The sequence below is a fragment of the Methanosarcina sp. KYL-1 genome (genome assembly GCF_024372725.1).
In the GTDB taxonomy this organism is placed as follows: Archaea; Halobacteriota; Methanosarcinia; order Methanosarcinales; family Methanosarcinaceae; genus Methanosarcina.
Map to the genome: position 1 here is coordinate 48,715 of NZ_VOUA01000001.1, position 25,677 is coordinate 74,391.

The 25,677-nt window shown below is 48.5% G+C and carries 29 protein-coding genes; 16 read left to right on the forward strand and 13 right to left on the reverse strand.

Annotated elements, in window-relative coordinates:
- Positions 1-369: 369 nt before the first annotated feature.
- The 3 genes from ftsZ to FTO70_RS00250 form a co-directional block, all read right to left on the reverse strand.
- The gene (gene ftsZ / locus FTO70_RS00240; RefSeq protein WP_255333684.1) at positions 370-1,494 is read right to left on the reverse strand and encodes a cell division protein FtsZ; all 1,125 of its coding nucleotides are present in this window, start codon (positions 1,492-1,494) and stop codon (positions 370-372) included.
- Between the two features lie 446 nt (positions 1,495-1,940).
- Positions 1,941-2,531, reverse strand: a complete 591-nt coding sequence (locus tag FTO70_RS00245) for a DUF99 family protein (protein WP_255333685.1) — start codon at positions 2,529-2,531, stop codon at positions 1,941-1,943.
- A gap of 149 nt (positions 2,532-2,680) precedes the next feature.
- A complete protein-coding gene (locus FTO70_RS00250) occupies positions 2,681-3,973 on the reverse strand; it encodes a proteasome-activating nucleotidase (RefSeq protein ID WP_255333686.1) in 1,293 nt (430 codons plus the stop codon).
- Positions 3,974-4,030: 57 nt separating this feature from the next.
- On the opposite strand from FTO70_RS00250, the gene FTO70_RS00255 reads away from it, so the two are divergent.
- A complete protein-coding gene (locus FTO70_RS00255; RefSeq protein ID WP_255333687.1) occupies positions 4,031-4,516 on the forward strand; it encodes a multiprotein bridging factor aMBF1 in 486 nt (161 codons plus the stop codon).
- A gap of 282 nt (positions 4,517-4,798) precedes the next feature.
- Here the strand turns inward: FTO70_RS00255 and FTO70_RS00260 are convergent, their stop codons facing one another.
- Positions 4,799-5,641, reverse strand: a complete 843-nt coding sequence (locus FTO70_RS00260) for a TatD family hydrolase (RefSeq protein ID WP_255333688.1) — start codon at positions 5,639-5,641, stop codon at positions 4,799-4,801.
- 313 nt (positions 5,642-5,954) lie between these two features.
- On the opposite strand from FTO70_RS00260, the gene FTO70_RS00265 reads away from it, so the two are divergent.
- Positions 5,955-6,983, forward strand: coding sequence for an isocitrate/isopropylmalate dehydrogenase family protein (locus FTO70_RS00265; protein WP_255333689.1), 1,029 nt, complete (start codon positions 5,955-5,957; stop codon positions 6,981-6,983).
- A gap of 202 nt (positions 6,984-7,185) precedes the next feature.
- On the opposite strand, the gene FTO70_RS00270 is transcribed toward FTO70_RS00265, so the two are convergent.
- Positions 7,186-8,499 carry an isopropylmalate synthase gene (locus FTO70_RS00270; protein WP_255333690.1) on the reverse strand — a complete coding sequence of 438 codons (1,314 nt, stop codon included), beginning with the start codon at positions 8,497-8,499 and terminating at the stop codon, positions 7,186-7,188.
- A 265-nt stretch (positions 8,500-8,764) separates the two neighbouring features.
- Entirely contained in the window at positions 8,765-9,079 is a 315-nt protein-coding gene (locus FTO70_RS00275) for a hypothetical protein (RefSeq protein ID WP_255333691.1), read from the reverse strand.
- Between the two features lie 561 nt (positions 9,080-9,640).
- Here FTO70_RS00275 and cbiT point away from each other — a divergent pair.
- The 7 genes from cbiT to FTO70_RS00310 all read left to right on the forward strand — a co-directional run bounded on the left by cbiT (position 9,641) and on the right by FTO70_RS00310 (position 14,306).
- On the forward strand, positions 9,641-10,192 hold the full coding sequence (cbiT, locus tag FTO70_RS00280) for a precorrin-6Y C5,15-methyltransferase (decarboxylating) subunit CbiT (RefSeq protein WP_255333692.1): 552 nt from the start codon (positions 9,641-9,643) through the stop codon (positions 10,190-10,192).
- A gap of 146 nt (positions 10,193-10,338) precedes the next feature.
- Complete coding sequence (locus FTO70_RS00285) at positions 10,339-10,947, forward strand: cobalt-factor II C(20)-methyltransferase (protein ID WP_255333693.1); 609 nt, start codon at positions 10,339-10,341, stop codon at positions 10,945-10,947.
- Positions 10,948-11,025: 78 nt separating this feature from the next.
- Complete coding sequence (locus FTO70_RS00290) at positions 11,026-11,754, forward strand: cobalt-precorrin-4/precorrin-4 C(11)-methyltransferase (RefSeq protein WP_255333694.1); 729 nt, start codon at positions 11,026-11,028, stop codon at positions 11,752-11,754.
- Positions 11,755-11,834: 80 nt separating this feature from the next.
- A complete protein-coding gene (locus FTO70_RS00295) occupies positions 11,835-12,287 on the forward strand; it encodes a cobalamin biosynthesis protein CbiG (RefSeq protein WP_255334018.1) in 453 nt (150 codons plus the stop codon).
- A gap of 151 nt (positions 12,288-12,438) precedes the next feature.
- Positions 12,439-12,816 (forward strand): cobalamin biosynthesis protein, encoded by a 378-nt coding sequence (locus FTO70_RS00300; RefSeq protein ID WP_255333695.1) that lies wholly within the window; start codon positions 12,439-12,441, stop codon positions 12,814-12,816.
- Positions 12,785-13,585, forward strand: coding sequence for a precorrin-3B C(17)-methyltransferase (gene cobJ, locus FTO70_RS00305; RefSeq protein ID WP_255333696.1), 801 nt, complete (start codon positions 12,785-12,787; stop codon positions 13,583-13,585). The genes FTO70_RS00300 and cobJ overlap by 32 nt, the downstream gene beginning before the upstream one ends.
- On the forward strand, positions 13,575-14,306 hold the full coding sequence (locus tag FTO70_RS00310; RefSeq protein WP_255333697.1) for a precorrin-8X methylmutase: 732 nt from the start codon (positions 13,575-13,577) through the stop codon (positions 14,304-14,306). The genes cobJ and FTO70_RS00310 overlap by 11 nt, the downstream gene beginning before the upstream one ends.
- A gap of 149 nt (positions 14,307-14,455) precedes the next feature.
- Here the strand turns inward: FTO70_RS00310 and FTO70_RS00315 are convergent, their stop codons facing one another.
- The 4 genes from FTO70_RS00315 to FTO70_RS00330 form a co-directional block, all read right to left on the reverse strand.
- Positions 14,456-15,109, reverse strand: coding sequence for a cytochrome c biogenesis CcdA family protein (locus FTO70_RS00315; RefSeq protein ID WP_255333698.1), 654 nt, complete (start codon positions 15,107-15,109; stop codon positions 14,456-14,458).
- A gap of 130 nt (positions 15,110-15,239) precedes the next feature.
- Positions 15,240-15,764: a thioredoxin gene (locus FTO70_RS00320; RefSeq protein ID WP_255333699.1), complete on the reverse strand. Its 525-nt coding sequence runs from the start codon at positions 15,762-15,764 to the stop codon at positions 15,240-15,242.
- Positions 15,765-16,121: 357 nt separating this feature from the next.
- On the reverse strand, positions 16,122-16,961 hold the full coding sequence (locus tag FTO70_RS00325) for an Mrp/NBP35 family ATP-binding protein (protein WP_255333700.1): 840 nt from the start codon (positions 16,959-16,961) through the stop codon (positions 16,122-16,124).
- 49 nt (positions 16,962-17,010) lie between these two features.
- A complete protein-coding gene (locus tag FTO70_RS00330; protein WP_255333701.1) occupies positions 17,011-17,349 on the reverse strand; it encodes a DUF134 domain-containing protein in 339 nt (112 codons plus the stop codon).
- Positions 17,350-17,789: 440 nt separating this feature from the next.
- On the opposite strand from FTO70_RS00330, the gene FTO70_RS00335 reads away from it, so the two are divergent.
- The 7 genes from FTO70_RS00335 to FTO70_RS00365 all read left to right on the forward strand — a co-directional run bounded on the left by FTO70_RS00335 (position 17,790) and on the right by FTO70_RS00365 (position 22,554).
- A complete protein-coding gene (locus FTO70_RS00335) occupies positions 17,790-18,161 on the forward strand; it encodes a NifB/NifX family molybdenum-iron cluster-binding protein (RefSeq protein ID WP_255333702.1) in 372 nt (123 codons plus the stop codon).
- Positions 18,162-18,245: 84 nt separating this feature from the next.
- Entirely contained in the window at positions 18,246-18,611 is a 366-nt protein-coding gene (locus FTO70_RS00340) for a NifB/NifX family molybdenum-iron cluster-binding protein (RefSeq protein ID WP_255333703.1), read from the forward strand.
- Positions 18,612-18,664: 53 nt separating this feature from the next.
- Complete coding sequence (locus FTO70_RS00345; protein WP_255333704.1) at positions 18,665-19,519, forward strand: ATP-binding protein; 855 nt, start codon at positions 18,665-18,667, stop codon at positions 19,517-19,519.
- Entirely contained in the window at positions 19,516-20,448 is a 933-nt protein-coding gene (locus tag FTO70_RS00350; protein ID WP_255333705.1) for an ATP-binding protein, read from the forward strand. The genes FTO70_RS00345 and FTO70_RS00350 overlap by 4 nt, the downstream gene beginning before the upstream one ends.
- 77 nt (positions 20,449-20,525) lie before the next feature.
- Positions 20,526-21,224, forward strand: coding sequence for a DUF169 domain-containing protein (locus FTO70_RS00355; protein ID WP_255333706.1), 699 nt, complete (start codon positions 20,526-20,528; stop codon positions 21,222-21,224).
- A gap of 262 nt (positions 21,225-21,486) precedes the next feature.
- Positions 21,487-22,020: a DUF1847 domain-containing protein gene (locus tag FTO70_RS00360; protein WP_255333707.1), complete on the forward strand. Its 534-nt coding sequence runs from the start codon at positions 21,487-21,489 to the stop codon at positions 22,018-22,020.
- A 111-nt stretch (positions 22,021-22,131) separates the two neighbouring features.
- The gene (locus FTO70_RS00365) at positions 22,132-22,554 is read left to right on the forward strand and encodes a DUF1284 domain-containing protein (protein ID WP_255333708.1); all 423 of its coding nucleotides are present in this window, start codon (positions 22,132-22,134) and stop codon (positions 22,552-22,554) included.
- Positions 22,555-22,697: 143 nt separating this feature from the next.
- Here FTO70_RS00365 and hdrB read toward each other — a convergent pair whose 3' ends face one another.
- From hdrB to npdG, 3 genes are all read right to left on the reverse strand, one after another.
- Positions 22,698-23,600: a CoB--CoM heterodisulfide reductase subunit B gene (gene hdrB / locus FTO70_RS00370; protein WP_255333709.1), complete on the reverse strand. Its 903-nt coding sequence runs from the start codon at positions 23,598-23,600 to the stop codon at positions 22,698-22,700.
- Between the two features lie 17 nt (positions 23,601-23,617).
- Positions 23,618-24,100, reverse strand: coding sequence for a CoB--CoM heterodisulfide reductase subunit C (gene hdrC / locus FTO70_RS00375; RefSeq protein WP_255333710.1), 483 nt, complete (start codon positions 24,098-24,100; stop codon positions 23,618-23,620).
- A 536-nt stretch (positions 24,101-24,636) separates the two neighbouring features.
- Positions 24,637-25,344, reverse strand: a complete 708-nt coding sequence (npdG, locus tag FTO70_RS00380; RefSeq protein ID WP_255333711.1) for an NADPH-dependent F420 reductase — start codon at positions 25,342-25,344, stop codon at positions 24,637-24,639.
- Positions 25,345-25,677: the final 333 nt, after the last annotated feature.

A 25,677-nucleotide genomic window follows, 5' to 3' on the forward strand; every position in this document is an offset into this window, starting at 1 on the left:
GGTTCTTTCCCCTTGTGCTCCTTTTCCGGATTCTGCTTTTTAATTTGCATTATCCGAATTCGATCTTACAGGAAAGCCCGGGCGGATTATATTATTAATTCCTATTATATGAAGATATCACTGGCACGGTTTTTAATGCATCAAAATCTTCCGATGCCGGGTTTTTTCTTCAATTTGACCCGCTCGTGTCAGTGTCTCTAAATATTTTGCTTTTGATGCCGAGTCGTATCGGCATCATACTGCATTTACCATAAAAATAGTTTTCGATTGGATCGCTATTCTTTATTTTTTCCCTTTAAGGAGAGGAAAACAGTAAATGTTTACCCAATCGAAGTTTTTATCCCTCTAAATGTAACGTTTTTCCTCTGATCACTCTACGAAATCGATTCCGTACTTAAGGGTGATATTCTTTTCGTTCCCGTGTCCGTATATCTGGGCGGATGTGACCCCCGTGACCACAATCATGGTGCGCACGGTCTGCTCCAGTTCTGGGTCGATCTGGGCTCCCCAGATAAGGCGGGCATTGCTGTCTATGCGGTTGTAGACTTCCTGGACCACGCTCTCAGCTTCCGAGATGGTCATGTCCGGGCCGCCCACCACGTTCACAAGGGCAGAGGTTGCGCCGGATATGTCAACGTCCAGAAGCGGGCTCCTTAAAGCTTTTTGCACGGACTCCACGGCTTTGTTCTCACCGTCGGATTCTCCCAGGCCAATCATTGCAACGCCTCCGTTCTGCATGACCGTCCGGATATCCGCAAAGTCAAGGTTAACAAGCCCTGGCTTTGTGATCAGCTCGGTTATGCCCTTGACTGCTCTCATCAGGATCTCGTCTGAGACCTTAAAGGCAGCCTGCAGCGGAAGCCTCGGGACTACCTCGATAAGCTTGTCGTTGGGGACCACGATTACCGTGTCAGCAACATCTCTTAAGCGTTCCAGGCCTGCTTCGGCGTTTGTCCGGCGGATGTGCCCTTCCACACTGAACGGAAGGGTGACGACTGCAATTGTAAGGGCTCCTGCTTCCCTGGCGGCTTCAGCCACAATAGGCGCCGAACCGGTTCCGGTCCCTCCTCCCATCCCTGCAGTGATGAAGACCATGTCCGAGCCTTCCACAATCCGGTTGATTTCATCGATACTCTCGATTGCTGCATCTTCTCCTATCTGGGGAAGGCTGCCTGCTCCAAGTCCTCGGGTTTTCTTTCTTCCGATAAGGATTTTCTTTCCTGCACGCACATGAAGGAGGTGCTGGGCATCAGTGTTCACAGCAACCAGGTCTGCTCCCTGAATCCCTTCGCCCATCATGCGCTGGATGCTGTTTGAACCGCCGCCCCCGCAGCCGACTACCTTAATGGTTGTTTTAAGGCTTTTCAGAATTTCTTCAAGTTCGGCATTTACGTTCTCGTTTTCGTCAGAGTAATTGGGGGGTAAATAATCTCCCTGCCCGCCCCTGCCCTCCAGGGCAGATCGAGCAAGAGCTTCTTCCACAATGGATCTCATGCTACTGTTTTCCTCCAGTCCGATAGGGTAATGGCTTAATAGATAATATTGAGGAGTATATGTATTTTAACCATCAAATACACAGTTTCCAATTTAATAGTTTTCCTTTTCCAATTTTTAAATTTACACTGTATTTGTTTAATTATTTTATTAATGTTACGGGGTTTCCTGTTCAACTTCCAGTTTTTTACTCTTACAGGAATCTCCAGGTCGGGTTTTTCTTGTCCCCTTTCTTCCGCCACACCCATCATTTTTTTATTAAAGGCGTATATTTTTTAATATTTTATATTTTTTTGAAGCCTTTTCTTGTATTTTTATTTTTCTCTTTTTCCCTGAACCTGGTTTTCTCCGCTTCCCCATTTCCAGGATAACCTGGCTGCAGGTTTATTCGTGAAGGCTTTTTTTCCAGGGTACACTTTTCCCGTACAGGGCTTTTGCTTCCTTAACTATGCTTTTCCCCGGGACTCCCCTAGGATTATGCCTGTCGCGATCAGGTGGGCCACTCGCAGGGGTTCAGGGATATTGCTTCTTGTTGAGGTGAGGCTCACTATCTTTTTTGCGCTCATGAGCCCGATTCCTGCTCTCTGGATATACACGGGGTTTTTGTCTTTCTTTGTCCTCACCTGTTCTATGTTTCCGGCTTTCTCTATTATCTTCCACCGCTCTTCCCCGTCCGGGAAATGCTTTAGAGCAGCTTTGATTTTTTCAAAATCCGGGTATGAACGCATGACCACTATGACCGGAAGCCCCGTCTCCCTGTAAAGCTGCTCAATGTCCACTACGTTGAACCCTCCGTAAGTGACCCCGTCGAGCATGATCACCCTGAGCTGCCCGTAGTGCCTGCTCTCCTTTACCATCCTGGCAATGACTCCTGTGGCATCAACCCCGTCCCGGGTGATTTCCGCCCTGAGGAGCCCGTCCATCCAGTCCCCTCCCCGGAAGACAGTCCCGACTATCATTATTTTCTCGTTAAGGAGGGCCGAGTCATCGATTCCAAGGATGCGAATTTCGGGCTTTATATGAAAATCCGGGTCCACATTCATCCCTGTATTAAAATTGTAAAAATAGCCTGGCCGTTTTCACTAAAGGCCGCATCCTGCAGGAAGCCCGGCTTAAAAAAGCAGAAATTTTTCCCGGGAATAAGTAGGCCCACACAGGGTTTTTTTCCCGGTTTGTACAAACGTTTTTATACAAACATTGTTTCCGGCAGGCTCTGGGTCATCTTCTGGGCATCCGCAGCCATTGATACCTTATCGACCGCTTCGAGGAAGTCTTCCATTCCCACTGACTCTTTGTCCTTCCTTACCGCAAACATTCCTGCTTCCGTAGCAATTGCCTTAAGGTCCGCTCCGCTCATGTTCTCCGTAAGTTTTGCGAGCCTCTTGAAATCAATGTTTCCTTCAAGTGTCATCTTCTCACAGTGGATCTCAAGGATCTTTTCCCTTGCTTCCGGAGTCGGCATGGGGACATGGACCAGCCTGTCAAAACGGCCTGGCCTGAGGATTGCAGGGTCAAGGACATCAGGGCGGTTTGTTGCTGCAATGATCCTGATGTTTTTCCTCTTGTCAAACCCGTCCATCTCGGCAAGGAGCTGCATAAGCGTCCTCTGGACTTCCCTGTCCGCGCCGGTGGTTTCGTTCAGGCGCCGGGCTGCTATCGAGTCCAGCTCGTCGATGAAAATGATACTCGGGGCTTTTTTCCGGGCCATTTCGAAGATTTCCCTGACAAGTTTGGAACCATCCCCAATATATTTCTGTACGAGTTCGGAGCCTACGACCCTGATGAAGGTCGCATTGGTCCTGTGGGCCACAGCCTTTGCAAGCAGGGTTTTGCCCGTGCCCGGGAGCCCGTAGAGAAGGACTCCTTTCGGAGGCTCGATCCCTATCCGGGAGAAGCGTTCAGGCTCAATTAGCGGAAGTTCGACTGCTTCTTGAAGTTCCTGGATCTGGTCATCGAGGCCGCCGATCTGGCCGTAATCCACCTCCACGCTTTCGAGGACTTCCATTGCAGCCACAAAAGGCTCTTCACTGGAAGGAATTACCTCGGCAATGGCGAGAGTATGCTGGTTTAAGGCGACCTTTGCTCCAGGCAGCAGTTTTTTCTCGTCGATGTACTGTGAGACATTTACCAGAAACTGGGGCCCGTTGCTGCTCCGGACAATTATCCGATCATTTTTGATCACATCAATAACTGTACCAATGATCAGTGGAGACGTTTTCATGCGATCAAGTTCGGACTGCAGCTTTCGGATCTCTCTTTCATATTTGATTTTCTGATTTTCCAGATAGCGCTTTTCGGATTCGATCTGGCTACACTGCTCTTCAAGAAATGTATTGCGGCTCTCGAGTTGCCGCACGCGGTCATGGATGCTTTCAGCTGAGTCATCCAGTTCCTCAGAATCGATTCCGTCATACACAGGCCCGGACTTCACAATGTGACTGCGCATGCTTTCATCCTTACTTTTGGTACTTTCCGTCATGGAGCTCCGAATAATATTTAAGTTCATACCGTATATAGCGTTTTCGAAGTGATCAATATGCAATGCGAAATATGTGGTGCAGAGATTCACGGAAAGCCGATAAGCATTACAATTGACAACAGTGAACTCCAGGTCTGTCCCAAATGTGCCCCGTATGGCAAACCCGTTGACAAGCGGTCCCCCGTTTCAAGGAAAATCTCGCCTGTAGCTCGTGTGGCACCACGAACCTTAAAGAGGCCACAAAAAGACTTTTTCGACATCTTGAAAGATGAACTCTTAGACAACTACGAACAGATTATCCGGGATGCCCGGGAAGCCCGGGGCTGGTCTCAGGAAGACCTGGCTGAAAAGATCAAGGAAAAAGCGTCCCTTATAAAAAAGATCGAACGCCGCGAAATCGTGCCCGAAGATTCCGTCCGAAAGAAGCTTGAACATACCCTCAACATCAGACTCACGGAACGGGTAGATGTTCTGGACCAGGAAGTTTCACACTTAAAGAAAGACACAACCCTGGGAGATATCGTTACAATCAAAAGAAAATAAGTTCCGATGCAGGGATTTGCCCTATGCAGGTTTTTTCAAGGCCTGGGTTTTGTCCCTCGATGGCCTGAAAGCCGTCAAAGGTCCTGTTCCGGAAGCAGCAGGGTGCTGAGTGCTGAGAGCGGAGTAGCTTTCCTTTTCTGCTTCTCCTGCTCTATATTGCCTTTTTTCCTGCTCTTTCGGGAAGCCCTTTAGATTTTACTTTTCTTTCTGGTCCAGTTTTCTTGACCCAGTTTTCTTGACCCAGTTTTCTTGATCCATTCTTCTGAGTTTACTTTCCTGTATTCAGAGTTCAATCTCTATATCGTATACTTTTTCCGGGTTTTCCTTGTGAATCACCCAGAATGGCTCTTCTCCGTGTGTTTCCATTAGCTTTATGGTTCTTTTGGGAATTGTCTTCGGACCAAGCACAGCACCGGGGCGGTCGGGGTCATCGATGTAATCCGTTTCCATCATAAAACGTGTCCCTTCCTCCAGGGCTTGCTCGATTGCCCCCTTGGCGGAGATAACTCCGGGGAAGACCCCAAGTTCTTCACAGACCTTTACCAGGGGAGGAGCATAGTGCTTGACCACCCTGTACATTTTGATCCCCGTTTTTCTTGCCCTTTCCGCGATGTCCTTCAGTTCGGGCTCCCCCACGCTTTCGGTATGGAGCTGGACTGCGCAGTCCTGTTCTTTTCCCAGGGAAAAGGCATGTTCCATAACCCCGTTTGAAGCTTCCCACATCTCCTCCGACACGGGGTAGTGAGGGCGTCCGGACTTTATTCCCACAGCCAGCCCTTTTTCCACGTATCCCGCGGCAAGCTCGAGGCCGCTTTTCATGGTTTCTGCAGCCTCCCGGAGTTCCATGTACTCCGTAAGTTTTGAGATCTCGGCGGGGTGTACTCCCAGCACGGGAAAAGCTCCCACGCCCATCTCCCTGATTTTTGTAGCGATTTCCACGGTCTCATCAAAGACTGCGAGGTAATCTTCCGGCTCTTTAACCCTGACTCCAAGGGACCAGCTGGGTTTGGCGACCAGGATTATATGGGTCCCTCCTGCGTTTTTGAAGTCTTTTACGGCGTCAAGCCCCCTGGCCCGGGGGTCAATGTGCATGTGGTTATCGGTAATCGGGATTTTTGCAGGCATTCTTCCACCTCAAAAGTTTCCTGTAGCCTTTTTATGTTTCCTGTAACCTTTTAAGTTTCCTTCAGCCTTTTAAGTTTCCTGTAACCTTTTATAGCCGGCCTTCCGAATGCTGATCCGGCTTTGAGCTTCCTCTACTTCCCAAGAATCATTGTTCTATAATATTATTACCCAAAAGTTGAAATATATAGGCTTACTTTGAGTAGCCGGGAAGATTCGAATATTTTTTCAATAAATTTTTTGAAAAGTTTTCCCCTTTTCAGCTTATTCAATCGCTACAGTTCTTTGAATGTGGACCTGAACATAAGGTGAGAATATGAGTAAAACTGCAGCAGTTATCAAAGGTGACGGGGTAGGCCCCGAACTTGTGGATGCAATGCTTAAAGTCGCGGAAGCCGCCGGAACCGATGTGGAATTCATTATGTGTGAGGCCGGAGCCGGCTGGTGGGAAGAGCACGGAGGCAATTCCCTTATCCCGGATGAGACCTGGGACATCCTGGACAGTTCCGATGCCTCCTTTAAGGGCCCGACCACCACCCCCGGAGGGATCGGTTCCCCGAGAAGTGTGGCCGTGTCCATCAGGAGAAAGTATGACCTCTATGCAAACGTGAGGCCCATAAAAACTTTCCCGAATTCCAATGCCCCCCTTGGAGACGTTGAACACATCTGTGTCCGGGAAGGGACGGAAGGCCTCTACATTGGTGAAGAAATCGCACTCACGGATGATGTTTCGATAGCTATTCGCAAAATTACCCGCACGGCCTCAAGTAAGATTGCCCGCTATGCCTTTGAAGAAGCAAAGCGGAGAGGTTACGACGCTGTTGTCCCCATCCACAAGAGCAACATCCTTAAACTGACATGCGGCTCCTTCCTCGAGGAAGTTGAAAAAGTCGGGAAGGAATACCCTGACATTGAGGTCTGGCCTTACCACATCGACAACATCGCCATGCAGCTTATCAAGAACCCGCAGATCTTCAACAAGAAAGTCCTCCTGTCCACCAACCTCTTCATGGACGTCATCAGTGAGGAGTGCTCGGCCCTGGTCGGCAGTATCGGGATGATCTACTCCGCCAATATCGGAGACAACTTTGCCATGTTCGAACCTGCCCACGGCTCCGCCCCCAAGTACGCAGGCCTGGACAAGGTAAACCCTGTGGCAACCGTCCTTGCAGGGGCCTGGATGCTCGATTACCTGGGTGAAAAGGAGAAGTCCAAAGCCATCTTCAAAGCCACTGAGCGCGTGATTTCCGAAGGCAAGTACGTGACCTACGACCTCGGAGGCAGCGCAAAACTCAGCGAAATGGCTGGCGAGATTGCAAAATACACGGCAGAAATCCTGAAGTAAACTTATAATGTATAGCTATTACGTAAAGTTCTGAAATAGTTCTAAAGTAGTTCTGAAGTAGTTCTGAAGTGTAAATTAGTGTGGGTTGATATGAGGTCTCAGGAGGACCTTATACCACTCCTTACATTCTATTTTTAATCCGATTTTTGAATTCTATTTTTAATCCTATATTTTGAATTCTATTTTTATCCGATTTTTTGTTTCATTCTTTAGGTTCAGGGATTTTTCCTTTATTTTTGAGCTTTCCCCTTCCGGTATGGGCCGGGTTGCAGATGGGCTGGTAAAGGAAGTATTTTTCGACGTAGGTCAGGAGTTCTTCATCCGAGATGCAGGAAACCCTCTCTTCGTTGTCGTAGAGCCTCTGGATATCCTGCTGGATGTTCAGAAGCCTTTCATCGTCTTTTTCGACTATTGTCTCCACATCAAGGAGTTCGTTTAAGGTTTCCTGGATCCTGTGGCGGATCACTTCCAGTCCCGAGGAGTCTCCTATAAGCAGGAGCCGTTTTCCACCCACCAGCTCGGGGGGATAGGGTTCGTAGTTGAAGGGGTTTTTCAGGACTCCTGCTGCATGAATCCCGGACTCGTGGGCAAAGATGTTTTTCCCGACAACCGCCTTGTTCCTGGGGACCCTGAGGCCCAGTTCCTTTTCCATAAATTTTGCAAAGCGGGTGATCGGTTCCAGGTTGTACTTCTCAAAGCCTTCCACCCTGTCTGCCAGGAAGAGGAGTATTTTTTCCATTTCGCTGTTCCCGGCGCGTTCCCCGATCCCCAGGAAAGTCACGCTGGTCCAGTTTGCTCCGTGCCAGAAGCCTGCAATGGAACTGGCAGCCCCAAACCCGTAGTCGTCGTGGACGTGGGTCTCTATGTTCTTTACCCCTATCTCTTTTTTGAGGTGCTGGACGATTTTCGGGATCCCGTAAGGTTCGTCGATGTTAATGAAGGGCAGCCCGTATCCCACGGTGTCGCAGACCCTGATGATGCATTCCGGATCGATCTCCATGATCTTTTCGACCAGGGGGAAGACAAAGCCATAGTTATCCGCCCTTGTCATGTCTTCCAGATGGGCCCGGGTGCGGAGCCCGTGGTCGACTGCGTACTGCAGGGCGTCCAGATACTTCTCTTCGGCTTCTTCCCTACCGGACAGCCTCATCTTTGAAAATATATGTGTATCGGAAACAGACATCAGGATCCCGGTTTCTTCAAGTCCGTCCACTTCCAGGATTTTGTCTATGTCGCTCCGGGCAGCCCTTGCCCAGCCTGTAATCTCTGGGCATTCGTAGCCCAGGTCGAACATGAGTTCTACGGCGTCCCTGTCCCTTTTGTTGAAAACAAAAGCTTCCAGTTTTTCGATCCCTATCTCGTGCAGGTACTCATAGATCTGAAGTTTGTGTTCTCTGCTCAGGACTATCCCTGGCATCTGGGAGCCGTCGCGGATAGTGCTGTCGCTTATGAATATTTCATTTCCATAGGGCAGCTTTAATTTGGGCAGATCATCATATGATTCGTAAACCTTCATCCCTTTTCCTCCTTACTTTCAAATTGCAGTGCCCTTTCTCGGGGGAGCGGGCTTGCACTGCCGGGGGGTCTTTTTCCTGTGTGAAAAAAATGCTATCATGCATTATAATGTTGGAAAAACCAGGTGCAATAAACGGGAAATTTCTCCTTCTTTCCCCTAAAAATATTTTTTGGAGCCCTACTTATGTTTCCCTTATGGCAGGTAATCTGCACACATATATGTGGTTATAGTTGAAATCTCTTTCTTTTAAAGGGAAAAATTTATTTTAACTATTATATAATATCTCTCCCAAATACAATCCAAATCCAATATAAGTCTGGTATATGATGAAGAATAAGTCTGGTATATGATGAAGATTTAAGAATATATGCTTGCAGAAGACCCATTTTTCCATTATTTTTCGTTTTATCCCTAAATTTCTTTTTCTCCCAATTTTTTTCCTTTTTTCCAATGTTTTTTTCTTTTTTCCCTGCTTTCCTCCCTCTCCACTTTTTACTATTTTCTCTAAATACACAATTAAAATTTTGATTATTATGGCATGAAGGTAAACTAATACCTCGATTCCAAAAGAAGCACACATATTTTGGGAAAAGTTGCCTTTCAGGTTTTGGCTGTATAATCCGAAGTTCAGGTTTTAATTCTTATCTTCAGGGATTTACTTCTGGGAAAAGCCGGCCAATTCGGGGCCGTTGAGAGCCCCGGTACCCGGAACTCAGATTGAAAACGGTTTTCAGGGACAACAGGGGGAAGGAATTCCGGTGGCAGATATTCTGGAATCATATCGCTAGCAGGTATTAAATTAGTACGGAGATAACCTTTTCCTGCGGGCGTTTTCTCAATTTCAGTTCCTGCATGAACGGGTATTTTATTTGAACTTCCGGATGTTGCATGAAAGTTTACTTTCCTGAAGTTCACTACTTCTCGATAATAAGGTATATCTAGAACAAATTATATTTATATTCAAGTTGATCTGAATTAGATAATTTATATATTTCCGGGCATATAATTCGTAACTTGCCCGGGTTAATCCAAAGTTAATTTAATAAAATTCAGAATTATAGTTGCATATATTTAATTAAATTCTTATCGGCACATATTTAATTTACATTCGGTATATTTGCTTTACTTTACCAGGTGGAACATGTCCGAAATAATAAGTGTTAGCGGCGGTCCGACAAAACCGGAAATAATTGCGGTGTCCCTCTTTAAGCTCGGGCTGCAGGATGGGGACCGGTTTGCAGACGTAGGCTGCGGCACGGGATCGGTGTCCATTGCAGCAGCCCGGATTGCCCGGGACCTGAAAATCTACGCAATCGATGCCCGTGAGGAAGCCCTTAAAGCTACCGAAACGAACTTCAGGAATTTCAATGTCGGGAATGCCAGGCTTTTTGCCGGGGAAGCCTCTGAAATCCTGGGCTCGGAAGAACTCATCGATTCAATAGACTGTGCTTTTGTCGGCGGGACGAAAAACATTGAATCCGTGCTTGAGAATCTGGTCAAAAAGAATGCCCGGAGCATTGTGGTAAACGCCGTCCGCATCGAGACCGTAGTAAGGACGATTGAAGCCATGAAAAAGCTTGGGATTTTTGATGAAGTCGTCCATGTGGCTGTTTCGAGGAGTGCGCCGATTGCCGGAGAAACCATGTTCAAGCCGGAAAACCCGGTGTACATAGTTGCAGGAAAAAAGCACTGAAAAAACAATTGCTGAAGAAACAATTGCTGAAGAAACAATTGCTGAAGAAACAATTGCTGAATATGCAAGTGTAAGAAGATAAGCGCTAAATTCATGTCCTGAATTCATGCCTTTACATTTACCTTTGATATCTATGGAGCGATAAGATGTTAATAGGAGTAGGACTTGGTCCCGGAGACCCTGAACTTCTGACCCTGAAAGCGGTTAATGTTTTGAAAAACAGCGATAAAGTATACGTGCCCGGGCGCATGGCAGAAGAGCTTGTTGCCCCTTATGCGGATGCCGAAATCCTTGAGTTCCCCATGATAAGGGATATCGAGGTCCTCAATGCCCTCTGGAAAGAAAATGCCGACAGGGTGGCAGAAGAGGCAAGGAATGGAACCGTGGCTTTCGGGCTTATAGGCGACCCTAACTTTTTCTCCACTTTCACTCACCTTAAAAAAGTTATGCGTAAGCACTACCCGGACGTCGAGGTCGCAACCATCCCCGGCATTAGTTCCATCACCTCTTTTGCCGCCAGGACTGATGTGGCGGTTGAAAGTTCCTTTGAGGTCAGCGACGGCTCGGAGATCGGGTACAAGATCCACCTGAAAGCCACGCAGCCGAAAAAGATTGTGGAACAGCTCGAAGCTGAAGGGTATACGGAGTTTGTCTTTGCAGAAAAGCTCTTTTCGGACAGCGAAGTTATAATCAGCAAAAAAGAAGAGATCCCGGAAAAAGGGAATTATTTCAGCATCATCTACGGCAAAAAATAAATGCGGCCAGATAAGGGTATCCGGAATTTGAGGTATCCTGGCAGCCAGGTTAAGCAAGAAAGCAAAGGGAATGGTCAGATGGAAAGGAAAGTTTATTTTGTAGGGGCAGGCCCCGGAAACCCCAAACTCATTACCGTGCTGGGGCGCGAAATGCTTGAAAAAGCGGACCTTGTGATGTATGCGGGTTCCCTTGTAAACCCCGAGGTCCTTAACTACGCAAAAGGAGAAACCGTGGACAGCTACGGGTTGACCCTTGACGAGACCACGAAAATAATCGCAGAAGCAGTCGATGCAGGGAAATTCGTGGTCAGGCTCCACAGTGGAGACCCCTCCCTCTACGGGTCCGTTATTGAGCAGATGGAAGAGCTGAGAAAATACGACATTGAAGTCGAAAGGGTTGCAGGCGTCTCTTCGGTTTTTGCAAGTGCAGCTGCTCTTGGTACCCAGCTGACCTTAAACGGGGTCTCCGATACCCTCATCATCACCCGCCCTGCGGGAAAGACCCTGGAAAAAGACCTCATCCCCGAGCTTTCTGCCTATAACACGACAATGGCGATTTTCCTCGGCACCCAGAAGATCCGGGAAATCATGGAGAAAGTCACCTGCCCGAAAGACACTCCTGTGGCAGTGGTTTTCCATGCTTCCTGGGAAGATGAGGAAGTTATCACAGGGACTGTAGAAGACATTGCTGATAAGGTAAAGGATGCCGGGATCACGCGCTCGGCAATGATTATTATCGGCGGGGTTGTCGACCCCAAAAACTACAGGAGGTCCTACTTATACGGAGTGCCCCAGGAACCGCTGTAATTACATTTGAAAGGAACCGGGAAATTGCTGCCCGGATAGCGGAGCATCTGGGAGCCGACCTCCTCCTTTACGAAAAGGGAATATTCGAAACGGCTTTTGAAAAGTATGGGGCAATCGTTGCGGTCTTTGCCACAGGCATCGTGGTCAGGGACATAGCCCCCCTTCTGAATAATAAGTGGTCGGACCCCGCCGTGGTCGTTGTGGACTCTAACCTGAACTTCGCAATTCCCCTTCTCGGGGGCCACCACGGGGCAAACGAAATCGCTCGAAAGCTTTCGGAACTCGGGGCAGTCCCTGTGCTCACCACTGCCACGGAAGTGCACGGGAAACCCTCGGTTGAGGGAATAGCCGACCGCCTGGGCTGTGAGATCTTCAATAAAGCCTCCACGGTAGCCGTAAACTGTGCACTCCTTGACCAGGAGGTTGAGGTCCTTGAAGTGAAAGGGCCAAGAATTGTCGTCGTGGACGAGGATGTCTCCGTGCTCATCAGGAAGCGGCAGGAGTCGGCCTGGCAGGAAAGCAACACAGATTGAAATTGATTGAAGTTAATTGAAGTTAATTGAAGTTAATTGAAGTTAATTGAAGTTATTGAAGTTAATTGAAGTTAATTGAAGTTATTGAAGTTAATTGAAGTTAATTGAAGTTAATTGAATTGATAGCTAACCGAGCCTACAGCTGCATTAAATGGCAGCAGACAGACGATTACGGATGATCATAGGAATCGGAACCCGCAGGGGCATAACAACAGAAGAAGTCGTTGAGGCTGTGAAGCAGGCGCTCGAGGAGTGCGGGGCGAGCCTTGAAGAAGTCACGGCCTTCGCCTCTGCGAAACTCAAGGAAAATGAACAGGGACTGCTGGAAGCAGGAGAACTGCTCGGCATTCCGGTTAATTTTTTGCCGGACGAAGTGCTGAACAGCTACAACCCCCCTTCCTCGTCCCAGGCTTCGCGCTTCGGGTTAAAAGGGGTTGCAGAGCCTGCGGCCCTGGCCCTCTCGGAAAAAAAAGAATTGATTTGCAGGAAGAAAGTCTATGGCAGAGTCACAATCGCAATCGCAAGATAAGGCATCCGGCGGAAAACTCTACGTTGTAGGGATCGGACCGGGCTCCGTGGAACAGCTGACCCTCAAAGCCCGGGACGTTATCCTCAATGCCGATTATGTCCTCGGGAACAGTACCTACCTTGACCAGATGGAAAGCCTTCTCGGCACCCAGGAAGTAATCCGGAGTTTCATGGGAAAAGAGGTCGAAAGGGCCAGAAAAGCCGTGGAACTTGCAAAAACCGCAAACGTGGTCATGGTCAGCGGGGGAGACACCAACGTCTACGGCATGGCAGGCATTGTGCTGGAGGTAGCTGAACACGAGAACCTTGACGTGGACATCGAAATCCTGCCCGGGGTCACGGCAGTCCTTGCCGGGGCAAGCCTTCTTGGCGCACCCGTGGTGACGGACTTTGCGGTGATCAGTTTAAGCGACCTCTTGACCCCCTGGGATGTTATTGAAAAGCGGCTTAACATGGCAGCAGACGCTGATTTTGTGATCGGGCTCTACAACCCTAAGAGCCGCAAGAGAAAATCCAACTTTGCAAGGGCAATCGAAATCATCCGCAAGTATAAGTCCGACTCCGTGCCTGTAGGGCTTGTCAAGAACGCCATGAGAGGTGAGGGCGAGGACCAGATCGTAACAACCCTCGGGGAAGTCATGGAGTACGAGGACTGGGTCGACATGAGCACCGCCATTCTCATAGGCAACGGGGAGTCCAGGATCTGGAAGTCTCCGAAAAAGGATATCATCATCACACCCAGGGGGTATCATAAGAAATATGACTACTGAAAAAAGCAGTGAAGGGAAAGCCGTGGCTCTTGAAAACCTTGAGGAGTTTACCGAGCTTACCGTGGATGTTGACCCCGAACTTGTGAGCATCTGCAGGGACTCCGGCGCAAGGACCGAAGAGGCCAAAGCCATCTACATGAAAAGCCGGACAATGATCCAGGAAATCATCGGGAACAACACCCCCGAAGACCGTTTCCGCCAGCGCTGCGTTATTGCCACCGGGGACCTCTCCGTAGCAGACATCATGCGCTTTTCTAATGACCCCATCCCTGCAGGCGTGGAAGCGATCAAAAAAGGCGCCCCTATCTTTGTGGACATCAACATGGTAAAGGCAGGGATCACCCGTGTGGGGCACAAGTCCGAAATCATCTGCGTGCTCGACGAGGACCCTGATTCCGAAATCGCTAACAAGTACGGGATTACCCGGACTTCTGCAGGTTACCTGGCTGCCAGGGACAGGCTCGAAGGAAGCATTATAGCAATCGGAAATGCTCCTTCTGCCCTCATCATGGTCTGCAAAATGATCGAAAAAGGCTTGAGGCCTGCCCTTATCATCGGGCTTCCCGTGGGTTTCGTAAATGCAGCCGAGTCAAAAGAAATGGTCCGGGACCTTAAAATCCCCATCCCCTCCATAAGCTGTGTCGGGACCAGGGGTGGGACTCCGATGGCTGTTGCCTGCGTAAACGAACTCGTGGCAATCGCAAGGGAAAGCGAGGAGTAAAATTCTCTGCTTTTCCGTTTTCTTTTTCCATTCCGTTTTTCTCTTTCTTCTTTCTTTCCGTCCTGTTTTTTTCTCTTTTTGGTCCCTTTTTCTTTCCCTTTTCCGTCCTTTTTTTTCTTTTTACGTCCGCTTTCACTATTTTAAATGAGTCATCTGAAAAGCCCTCTGAACAGGTTCTGGTAGACCATCCAGAGCCCTACAAGCACGAGGACTATCCCGGCTCCCTTCTTGAAAGCCGCATCATACCGGGAGATCAGCCTGAGTTTTGTTGAGGACAGGTGCATGGAGTAAGCCAGCAGGAGCATAGGCACGGCAAAGCCCAGGGAGTAGATGAAGAGCATAAAAGCTCCGTATGCCGCATCCCCTTCCACGGCTACCATGGTCAGGATTGAAGCCAGCATCGGGCCCACACAGGGGATCCAGAGCACGCCCAGGGAAAGCCCGAGCAGCAGGCCTGCAGTCGCTCCTTCTGCTTTCAGGTCCACAGGGAGGGGGAGCCTTGCAAAGGCGTTGAATATGTTGAGTTCAAAAAGCATTGCAAGCCCCATTATGATTATGAGAATCCCTGCAGTCAGCTTTAAATATTCGATATAGGCCCCGAAAACTGCGCCGAAGGCGGAGCTGATTATTCCCATTAAGGTAAAGGTTATGGAAACCCCGAGTACTACCGTAAGGGGCCTGAGTTTTCCTTTCCCGGCAGAAGTGGCCAGGACTGCAGGCAAAAGGGGGAGGATGCAGGGGGAAAGGACGCTCAGGACACCTGCGCCAAAGGCAGCCAGGGGAGTTATCGCTTCGTGAAACATGGTTTTCAGGGTCCGGTTTTGTCTAGATCCGCTTTTTCATTCTGAAGTCCTGTTTTCATTCCCAGCATCCTGGTTTTCATTCCTGAATTCCTGGTTTTCATTCAGGATTTCCGTTCCTGGGTTCAGTTTTTCATTCGGCAGTTTCATTTTTTTGTTCAGCTTTGTCCTTTTCAACCTGCTGGAGTGCCAGGTCCAGGCGCTCTTCGTAAGTTTCTTTGTCATGGAGTCCGATCATCCTGGCCCGGTACCTGTCTTCTGTGACGTTTCCGTCCTCCTGCATGTACCTATATTTCCCGTCCTCAAACCCCACGATTACACAGGAGTCCGGGATATAGCCCACTTTAAAATAGGCTGCAAGTTGAGGGCTTTTATCTATGTCCGCAGACATGACCGTGGCTCTTCCTTCATAGGTGACCGCCATCTCAGCCAGGATGGGTTTCATTGCCCTGCAGGGGCTGCACCATTCGGCTCCCAGTTTCAGGAAAACAGGGCCTTCGGCGAGGGCTTCGTTTATTTGCCCAAGTTCGTTTACTTCGACAACGGAGCCCTCTGGTATTTCCGGAGGGCCCGCGGGATTTTCCGCATTTTCTTCCGTACAGCCGGCCGTGAGGAGCACACCTGCAAGGAGGATTATCAGTAGGCTAATTTTTTTCATACTGCCCCCTTCTGCTTATTTCTTATTTGTTTTTCTGATCTTGTTAATTTTGTATCTTTTGTTCCTTATCCGTTAATCTGTTAATTTCTTATTTCTTCCCTTAAATGGGTATGGGCATTGTTGGTAGATTCTTTTTAGACAAATAATTTTGTTTCTCCTGCTCCCTGGGGGCGGAATTCGGCAGTTGAGTGGGAAGTTCAAATTTATTAACAAAGAAACACAGATGCTGAAATGCAAAAACTGAATAAAAATCGAAAAATCCCGGAAAGTAAAAGAACAGAATAAAAAGAAAAAATGCTGAAAAAAAGAAAAGGGAAAAATGAAAAAGATGTGGAAATGAATAAACCTTAACTGGTTTTATTCTTCCTTCAGGGTCTTTTGAATTGCATCCACAACTTTTTCAAAGTTTTTCTGCCACTCCGTGCTGTGGTCGAGGCCCTGGATGACTGTGCCTTTGTCTTCCATTTCGGCAACTTTGGGCTCGATCGGGAGTTTGGCAAGGACGGGGACGTTGAAATCGTTTGAGGCTTTTTCTACGCCGCCGCTTCCGAAGACTTCTATCAGTTCGCCACAGTGGGGGCAGACAAGGCCGTTCATGTTGTCCACGATCCCGATTACAGGGACTTTGAGCTTGTCTGAGAACCTTATTGATTTGCGGACGCTGACCAGGGCTACGTCTTGGGGGGTTGTGACAACCACGGAGCCGTCGCAGTTGGGGATGAGCTGGGCTACGCTCAGGGGTTCGTCTCCTGTGCCGGGGGGCAGGTCGATGATGAGGAAGTCAAGTTCTCCCCAGTACACCTCTTCTAAGAACTGCTTGATTGCCCCCATCTTTACAGGGCCCCTCCAGATAATGGGGGAGTCCTTATCCTCCAGTAAAAAACCGACGGACATTACCGATAGGTTGGAAAAGACCTGTATGGGAAGGATTCCGTGTTCATCTACCTCGGGCCTTTCGGACTCGAGCCCGAAGATTATGGGGACGGTCGGGCCGTGGATGTCGCAGTCAAGAAGCCCTACCTGAAACCCGCGCAGGGCCAGCCCGGCTGCAAGGTTTGCAGCAACGGTGCTCTTCCCGACTCCTCCTTTCCCGCTCATGACCATGATCTTACGTTTGATGCGCCTGAGGTTGACTACTATTTTAGGTTCCTCAGGCTTTTTTGATAAGCTTTCCAGTGGTTGAATCTTATCTGTCATTTTTAATCGCCTGTTGTGAAATCTCAGAACTTTGAAGTTATCCCCGTTTTCACGTGTCAGAATCTTCGTCCGTGTCTGTACTCTTTGCCTGGATATAGTTGCCGCCTTTTATCTCTATCGCTTTTCCCACACTCAGGGCCAGAGCTACCTTCATCCTGGCGGCTTTAAGGTCTTCCCAGAAAGCCCTCCTTGAAATCCCTACCCTGGCAGCTGCGTCTTCCTGCCGCAGGTCTTCAAGGTCCACAAGCCTCAGAGCTTCCAGCTCTTCTACGGTAAGGGACACCACTTCAAGTTCTGACAGTGGGACCCCTCTTGGCTTGAAGTACGTGACATCGGGCGTTTGTTCCACACGCCTCGGACACTTTGGTCTTCCTCTGCATTTTTTCATGGATTACTTATGCACATTGTGGAATAAATATATAATATTTTCTCTTTCAACATGAAAAACTATATATATTTATGTACAAAAGTGTGAAATTCCTCGCGGTGGCCTGAAAAAGACAAGTGATGAAAAGCAGAATCCTAAAGCCGCCACTCTTTATGTGTGCGTACTAATCCGGGGAATTACGGCATGGACTGGAATGTTAAACAGTATTCCTTAAAAATTGTCACTTCTGTACTTTTTTGGTCATTTGTGCACATTGGGGAATATATATATAAAAATTTCTATCGCTGGGTAGAAAGCTATTTATATTTTCACACAAATGTGTGAAATTGGAACTCCTTTAATCCTGGGAGTTACCCTGGGTTCAGGCGGGTGCTCAGGCACCCGTATCACCTCTCAAAATCATTCCCGAAAGTCAGGATTCTGAAATCGGAGCATAAAAAATGAAAGTTTGCATAAGTTCAACTGGAAAGGATCTTGAGTCCGAAGTGGATCCCCAGTTCGGGAGATGCGGTTACTTCGTAATCGTTGATCTGGATACAGGGTCAGTGACATCCCTCAAAAATCCCGGCCCTGAGGCTTCCGGAGGGTCCGGGATCCGGGCTGCAGAGGCAATTGTAAATTCAAAAGCAGATATCCTTTTAACGGGCAGCGTGGGCCCCAACTCTTTTTCCATTCTCTCTGAAGTAGGGGTTGAGGTCCGGGTCGGAGTCAAAGGCACGGTAGCTGATGCCCTTAAACAGTATGAGGCCGGGGACCTCTGCATTATTGACAGCCCGAATTCTTCTGCTCACAATGGTATGAAAAATAGTTAAATTAAATTCACAACTGATATTTTTATATTTCAAACATTGAGCGAAAATAAACGCGAAGTGAAAATATAATTTGAAGGTGCTTCTATGAAAGTGTGCGTACCCACAAGGGATAATAACGGCATTGAAGGAATTGTTGAACAGCATTTCGGAAAAGCTCCCACTTACACGATCCTGGACATCGATTCCAGGGAAGTTTCCGTAATCCCGAACAACAGCGAACATATGGGGGGTGTGGGCCTGCCTCCTGAGTACCTTTTCCGGAACGGAGTGGAGATTATGCTCTGCGCGGGACTTGGGTACAAAGCCCTCCAGATGTTTGAATCATACGGGATCAGGGTTTTCGTGGGAGCCGGTGGCACTGTCCGGGACACGATTGAAGCCTGGGAGTCCGGACTTCTCAAGGATGCTACGTCTGAGAATACCTGTGTCGAGCACGGGCACCACCATTAACCGAAGCATGACCTTCTTGCTTCCGCTTATTCACGGTTGAGGACGGAACCTTAATGAAAGTTGCAATAGCAAGCGGGAAAGGCGGTACCGGGAAAACCACGGTTGCGGTAAACCTGGCCCTTTCCCTGGGAGGCGTGCATCTCCTCGACTGCGACGTGGAGGAGCCCAACTGCAACCTCTTTCTGGGCCTTGAACTTGAAAAGCTGGAATATGTTACCTGCCAGGTCCCGGAAATCGACCCTGAGAAGTGTACCCTCTGCGGAAAGTGTGCTGATTTTTGCCGCTACAATGCCCTGGCTGCACTTCCTTCAAGGGTTCTGGTTTTTCCGGCCCTCTGCCACGGTTGCGGAGGGTGCGGGCTCGTCTGCACGGAAGGGGCTGTCAGGGAAAAACCAGGGATCCTTGGTATTCTCGAAAGTGCGAGGTCCGACTCTTCCCTTGAATTCTCCCGGGGGGTCCTGAACGTCGGGGAAGCCGCGGCGACCCCTCTCATCAGGGCCCTTCAGCGGCATATTGATAATAGCAGGCCTGCAATCATCGATTCCCCTCCAGGGGTGGCGTGCCCTGTCCTTGCTGTGATTGGGGCTGCAGACTACTGTGTGCTTGTTACCGAGTCCACACCATTCGGTTTCCATGACTTCAGGCTTGCCCTGGAAGCAGTAAAGGCCCTGAAGGTCCCATTCGGGGTTGTCCTGAACCGTGACGGGCTTGGGGATTCCAGGGTGGAAGAGTTCTGCGGGGCAAAAGGCATTCCTATCCTGCTCCGCATCCCGGATGACAGGAGGATTGCGCAGCTTTATTCCGAAGGTATCCCCTTCGTTGAGGAAATGCCGGAGTGGAAAGAGAAGTTTGCAGGCATGTTTTCGGCAATAAGGGCCATTATGGAAAGCGGCGAGGGAACGGAATGAAACAGTTAGCCGTAATCAGCGGAAAAGGCGGGTGCGGAAAGACCACCCTTACGGCAGCTTTTGCCTCCCTTGCAAAGGATGCAGTCCTTGCGGACTGCGATGTGGATGCCGCGGATCTGCCCCTGGTCCTTACTCCCGGGGTGCTGGAAAAAGAAGATAGCTCCGGGCTTGAGCTTGCCTCAATCGACCCTGAGCGCTGCACTGGCTGCGGGCGCTGCCTGGAAGCCTGCAGGTTCGGTGCAGTCCTTGAAAATTTCACAATAAACCCGTATAGCTGCGAAGGTTGTGCAGTCTGTACCGTTGCCTGCCCCGAAAATGCGGTGTCTATGGCTCCGAGAGTTTCAGGACAGGCAGTTTCCTCCATAACCCGTTTCGGGCCAATGGCCCATGGAGAGCTGGGTATAGGAGAAGAGGCGAGCGGAAAGCTTGTGACCCTTGTCCGGAAAAAGGCAAGGGATCTTGCGGAAACCTATGCAAAAGAGCTGGTCATCATTGACGGTCCTCCCGGCACGGGCTGTCCTGTAATGGCAGCAATTACCGGGGCCGACCTTGTCCTCCTTCTCACCGAACCCACGGTTTCGGGGCTCTACGACCTGAAACGGGCAGTCGAACTTACACAGCATTTCCGAATTCCCGCTGCAGCCTGTATCAACAGGTCCGACCTCAACGAAAAGAAGAGCCGGGAAATCGAGTTGTTCTGTGAAGAAGCCGGGGTTCCGGTGCTTGCAAAACTTCCCTACGCAGACGTTCCCACAAGGGCAATGCTCAGGGAAGAAACTGTAATTGAGTATGCTTCTCTTGTCGGGGACAAAGATGTCGTGGAATTTGCAAACCTTATCCGGGAACTCTGGACCCGGCTTGAGACCAGGCTTTCTGAGATTTCCTGGAGCAAAGGGAGCCCAAAGGCCCTTGAAATTAAGAAGTTCTGAAAGATCGAGAAGTTCGAAAGTTAGATAATGTAACAGCCTGTTAATATTATTTAATAAACAGTCGGTGAGGAAGTAATATGGATTACGCTGAAATCGCAGAGAAACTGGTCAAGTTCCTTGACCTTAGATACGAACCGGTGGCAGTGAAGGTAATCAAAAAAGGAGAACTTATCCCCGAAGGGTACGAAGTTCCGGAGAAAAACCTCCGGCACTGCCAGTCCATAATGAAAGCCAGGAAAGGAGAATCTTTCGTAATCCCGGCCGACAAGCATGCCTGCGTGGTAGGGGCTTCAAGCCTCGGGCTCATCCCTACTCCGGAGAAAGTCGCTTCAGGAGAGTTCCACCACAACCTCGGGATGTTTGACAGTGTGGAAGCTGCAGCCGAAATGGTCGCAAAGCGTCCTGCCTTTGAGCCTGAGAGCCGGATTGCAACGGTCGTAGGCCCCTTAAAGGACGCAAAAGTCGAACCTGACGTGGTAATTCTTGTGGACCGGCCCGAAACCGTTTACTGGATCATCCCTGCAAGCACCTATTTCAGGGGCGGAAGAGTAAACTTTAGCAGCGCAGCCTTCCAGGCGACCTGTGCCGACACCACCATCCTGCCGACACTTTCCGGAGATATAAACGTCTCTCTCGGCTGCTTCGGCTGCAGGAAAGCCACGGACATCGAGAATGATGAAATGCTTATAGGAATTCCCTTTAACAAAATCGAAGAAATCGTCCAGGCCCTTGAAAAGATTTATGAAGGCCCCCTGCCCAAGGCCAGGCAGAAATAACCTTTTTCAGTCCCAATCTTTTTATTTTTTTCCTTTTTCCTATTTTTCATTTTTGTTTCCCTTTTATGTTTTTTGGGCCTTTACTCATTTTTCTTACTTATTTGAGGTATTTTCAGTGCTTGAACGCCTCTATGCAAATTTTACCCCATCTCTGCAAATATTTGTATGGCTTTCATGGAAATATTTATACCCTCAAAGTTTAGTTATGATCTGTAATAGTACCTGATAGTACCTATCCACATTATAACAGCCGGGCGAAAAAATGCAGTGTGCATTGTGCAGGAATAAGGAGTGCCTGAAAGGCAAAAACTGTTCTGTTATCAAGTCGGGGCTTGAGTACAGGGGGGCGGATTTGAAATCTTTACAGGTCTCTGCCTGGCTTGAATCCGAGCCTGCGAAAAAGACAAAGCTTGAAGAGATTGCAATTTACGCAAAAAAACTGGGGTACGGTAAAATCGGGATTGCTTTTTGTATCGAATACGAAAGGGAATCCCGACTTGTCTATGAGATCCTTTCACGCTACTTTGAAGTCTTTTCGGTCTGCTGCAAGGTATGCAGCTTTGATAAAGCGAAGTTAGGGCTCAGGAAATGTGAGCATTCGGGGTTTGAACCCGCCTGCAACCCTATCGGCCAGGCCCTGCTCTTAAACGACGACAGGACCGACCTCAATATAATGCTCGGGCTAAAAACAGGTTATGACATTCTCTTTGCAGCACACTCGGAAGCTCCTTCTATTACTCTTTCGCTAAGGGAACTACCTGCCTTAAATGATTCCGGAATTGATACTATAGAATGAATTGATGCGATATAATTAATTGATATGATATAATTAATTGATATGATATAACTAATTGATAAGATAGAATGATTGGTGGATTTTTAACAAATTTTTATGCCGGAGAAAAACATGCTTGAAAATTCCGAATCCAAACGCCTCAGGATCAGGGCTCATCACCTTTTTTGTATTCAAGGTTTCCAGGGCTACGGGTACAGCCTGGCTTTTGTGGCCAATATGAGGGCTGTGATCGCAGATCTGGAGGCTTCTCCTTCCAGGCCTCTTGAACTTGTGTCCGAATGTGACGCTATATGTGTCTCGTGCCCCAGCAAAAGGGAATGTTCCGCCCAGGAATCGGTTCTCTCCCGTACAATCAGGCACATGGACCTCCTTGTGCTGGATAAACTGGAAATGGAAGAAGGGTCCGTAATCGGGGCAAATGAGGCCTTCAGGCTCATCAACGAGAATCTGAATAACGCTTCAGATATCGAAGATGTTTGCGGGAACTGCAAGTGGAGGCAGAAATGCCTCTGGTACATGCAAAGAGAAAAGTAGAATTAAGAGAAAAGTACATTTTTTACTTTTCATCTCCTTTTTCCCCGCTTTTTTCCTCAGGTTTTTTCCTATTTTTCCCCTTCAGCTTTTTTCCCCTTCCTTTTTTCCCCTCAGCTTTTTTCCTCGGGTTTTTACTTCGATTTTTACCTCAAGCCCGCACTGATTTCATAGACTTTTGCCAGGAACTCGAGATTCTGGACAGAGTTCTGTTCAATTCCGAGCTGGTCCGGGGAAAAACCGAGTGCAAGACCGAGGAGCTGGGAATAGTGGAGGACGGGGATGGAATAGTCGGTTCCGAACTTTTCATTTACTGCAAGCTGTCCCCTGTCAAACTGGAGGTGGCAGAAGGGGCATGCATTGACGATGCAGTCCACACCGGCCCGCTGGATGCATGAGAGCTTGTGCTCGAGCATTTCAAGGGACTCTTCTATATGTCCCGAGCGCACCCCGCCGCCTGCCCCGCAGCACATCATCTTGTCGGTGTAGTCCACGCTTTTTGCCCCTGTGGCTTCGACCAATTCGTCAAAGAAAATGGGTGCTTCGGATTCGCCAAGTTTCCTTTCCTTTGTGGGCTTTACCAGGTGGCATCCGTAGTGGAGGGCCACTTTCAGGTCGAGGGGGGTTGTAACGCAACTTTTGAGCTTTTCAGGCCCCATTTCAGTGTACAGCAGTTCTATGATGTGCCTTACTTCTACTGTTCCCAGGTACTCCATGCCAATACCTTTCAGGCATTTGTTTGTCTGGGCTTTCAGTTCTGGGTCTTTTTTCAGCTCGATGTTGGCATCAGCCAGGGAGGCATAGCAGCCGTTACACACGGTCAGCACATCTCTTTCCATCTTTTCGGAAAGGACAATATTCCGGCTGGCAAGGGAAAGCCAGCTTGCCTTGTCAAACGATTTGAATACCCCGGGGGCAGGACAGCAGGAGGCTCCGGGCAGGTCCACGGCATCTATGTCCAACTGCTGCAAACAGAGTTTCGTGGCTTTTTCAATTCCAGGGTAGCGGTTGGGAACAATACATCCGAGAAACAGCGATAACTTTTGCATAATCTCCACCTCTATGTTTATTTTTCAGCCACAAGTTCATCGAATTTGCAGGTTTTGAGGAGGGTCTGAATTTGTTTTAAGGCTTCAGGGTACTTCTGGACAGTTTCAGGTATGGGGTCAAGCCCGAGTTCTTCCCTCTTTTTCTTTGTTTCTTCGTCAAGGGGGACCGCGTGCCCGCATTCCATCACCATTTCCGAAACCCGCCTGTGCTCGGGCAGCATGAACCCTTCCCGGACCGCAAGTCTCCTTAGTTCAAGCAGGGCATCCGTAATCGGGATCCCCCTCGGGCAGCGCTCCTGGCAGGTATAACAGGTGGTGCAGAGCCAGAGGTCTTCATCGGAAAGGACAACCCTGTCCTTGCGCGCATCCCTGAGGATCCGCCGGGTATTGAGCCCGGTATGCCGCCCGGAGGGGCAGCTTCCTGTGCACGTGCCGCAGTGCATGCAGGCAAGCACGTCAAGCCCTGCAGCCTTCAACACTTCTAAAATTTCTTTACTCATACAGGTTCACCGGCTGATTTTTATCTGGATTCGTTCGTTTTAGAAAAACAAAGGCGAGATTAAAAGAAGACGAATCAAAAGGAAGCGCTGCAAATCAAGGCCTCGCTTCGCATTTCAGGATTAAAATTCTTTTTTCCTGGTTTACAACTTCCTGTATTATTCGTATTACTCTCATGATATTTAACATAAACTAAATCTGTTTGGGGTTGGAGTGTCCGGCCGTATCCGGGAAACTATTCTTCTTCCTCCGGGTGTACCTTTTAAAAAGTTTATTCTTTTAAAAATTTCATTTTTTTAAAAAGTTTATTTGGCCAGGTTTACGCATCCTATTTACATATATTCGTATTCTATTTATATATTATGTCATTTCTAATATAAAAACTAAGTTATAGGGGCTATATAAAAGAAAAGATAGGATTACCATAAAATAATCAGTGATGGGGTAAAGCCCGGAGCCTCAGGCTTTGGAACCTGGGCCTTTCTTCATCGGGTTTTACCCTGATCTTTCCCGTTTTGTCTCCGGGCTTCGTGTCTTATCAGGAGAAGTTTATGCCCAGGTCTTTCATTCCGTTGAGTTTTGCCAGATTGATCAGGAGAGGGGTAAGGGATTCGATTGTATTTGCGTGTTTCAGGGGGCCTCCGTCAAGGGGTTTGAGGCAGCCCATATGCCTGACCAGTTCGAAGACAACTTTTTTTGCCTCTTCGTCATCGCTACAGACCACGGAGTCATGCACAGCTTTGCACTGCACTATGTCTTTTAATTTTCCGGCTGCAATATTGTGGAAAGCTGCAACTACCTTTGTGGACTCCGGGACCCGCTCCTTTATTGCCTGAGCTGCCGAGCCTTCGGCCGGGGGCCTGTATTCAAAGAGAGGGCCTTCTTTTACCATGGGGACAACGGGAGTGACAACGATCTTGCCTTCCAGGGCCTCGCGGATTTCCTTAAGCAGGGGTTCGACGTGGGTGAAGCGGATTGTGAGAATGATAATGTCGGCTGCTTTTGCAGCTTCAAGGTTGCTGTTCCCGGTAATTGTGGTTCCGGAGGTGTCAAAACCGCAGTTCTCAAGCTCTCTGAGGGCTTCTTTTGCGGCTTCTTCTGCGGTTTCCGGGGACCTGGACCCGATGATTACCTCGTTTTTAACGCCGCCAGCCATCAGGTTCTGCAGGGCCAGCCTGAGCACCATGCCTTCTCCGATATTGCCGGTTCCTCCCAGGACCGCTATTTTAAGCTTTTCAGGATTCAATCTTACCAAGACCTCCAGTTTGCTATGTCACCCCATAACATATCTCGGGTGGTTAATATAGCTTCTCTTATTTTTAACATACTAGTATAATATCTGAAGATACACATCTACTATTTTACTTAGTTAAATCGACAACTTCCCTGAGTACTGGAGCCAGAACGTTTTAATAAATTTTGTTTTTCTCCACATCACCTGTAATTTTTCCTACAATTTCCATAGAAAAGTTTATACTGTACACTGCTCTATGTTCTTAATAATTTGAGAATTTTGGGGTGTCAAACAGGGTAACTTCGTCGATGTAACTTTGTCGATGTAACTTCGTCCATTTAATCC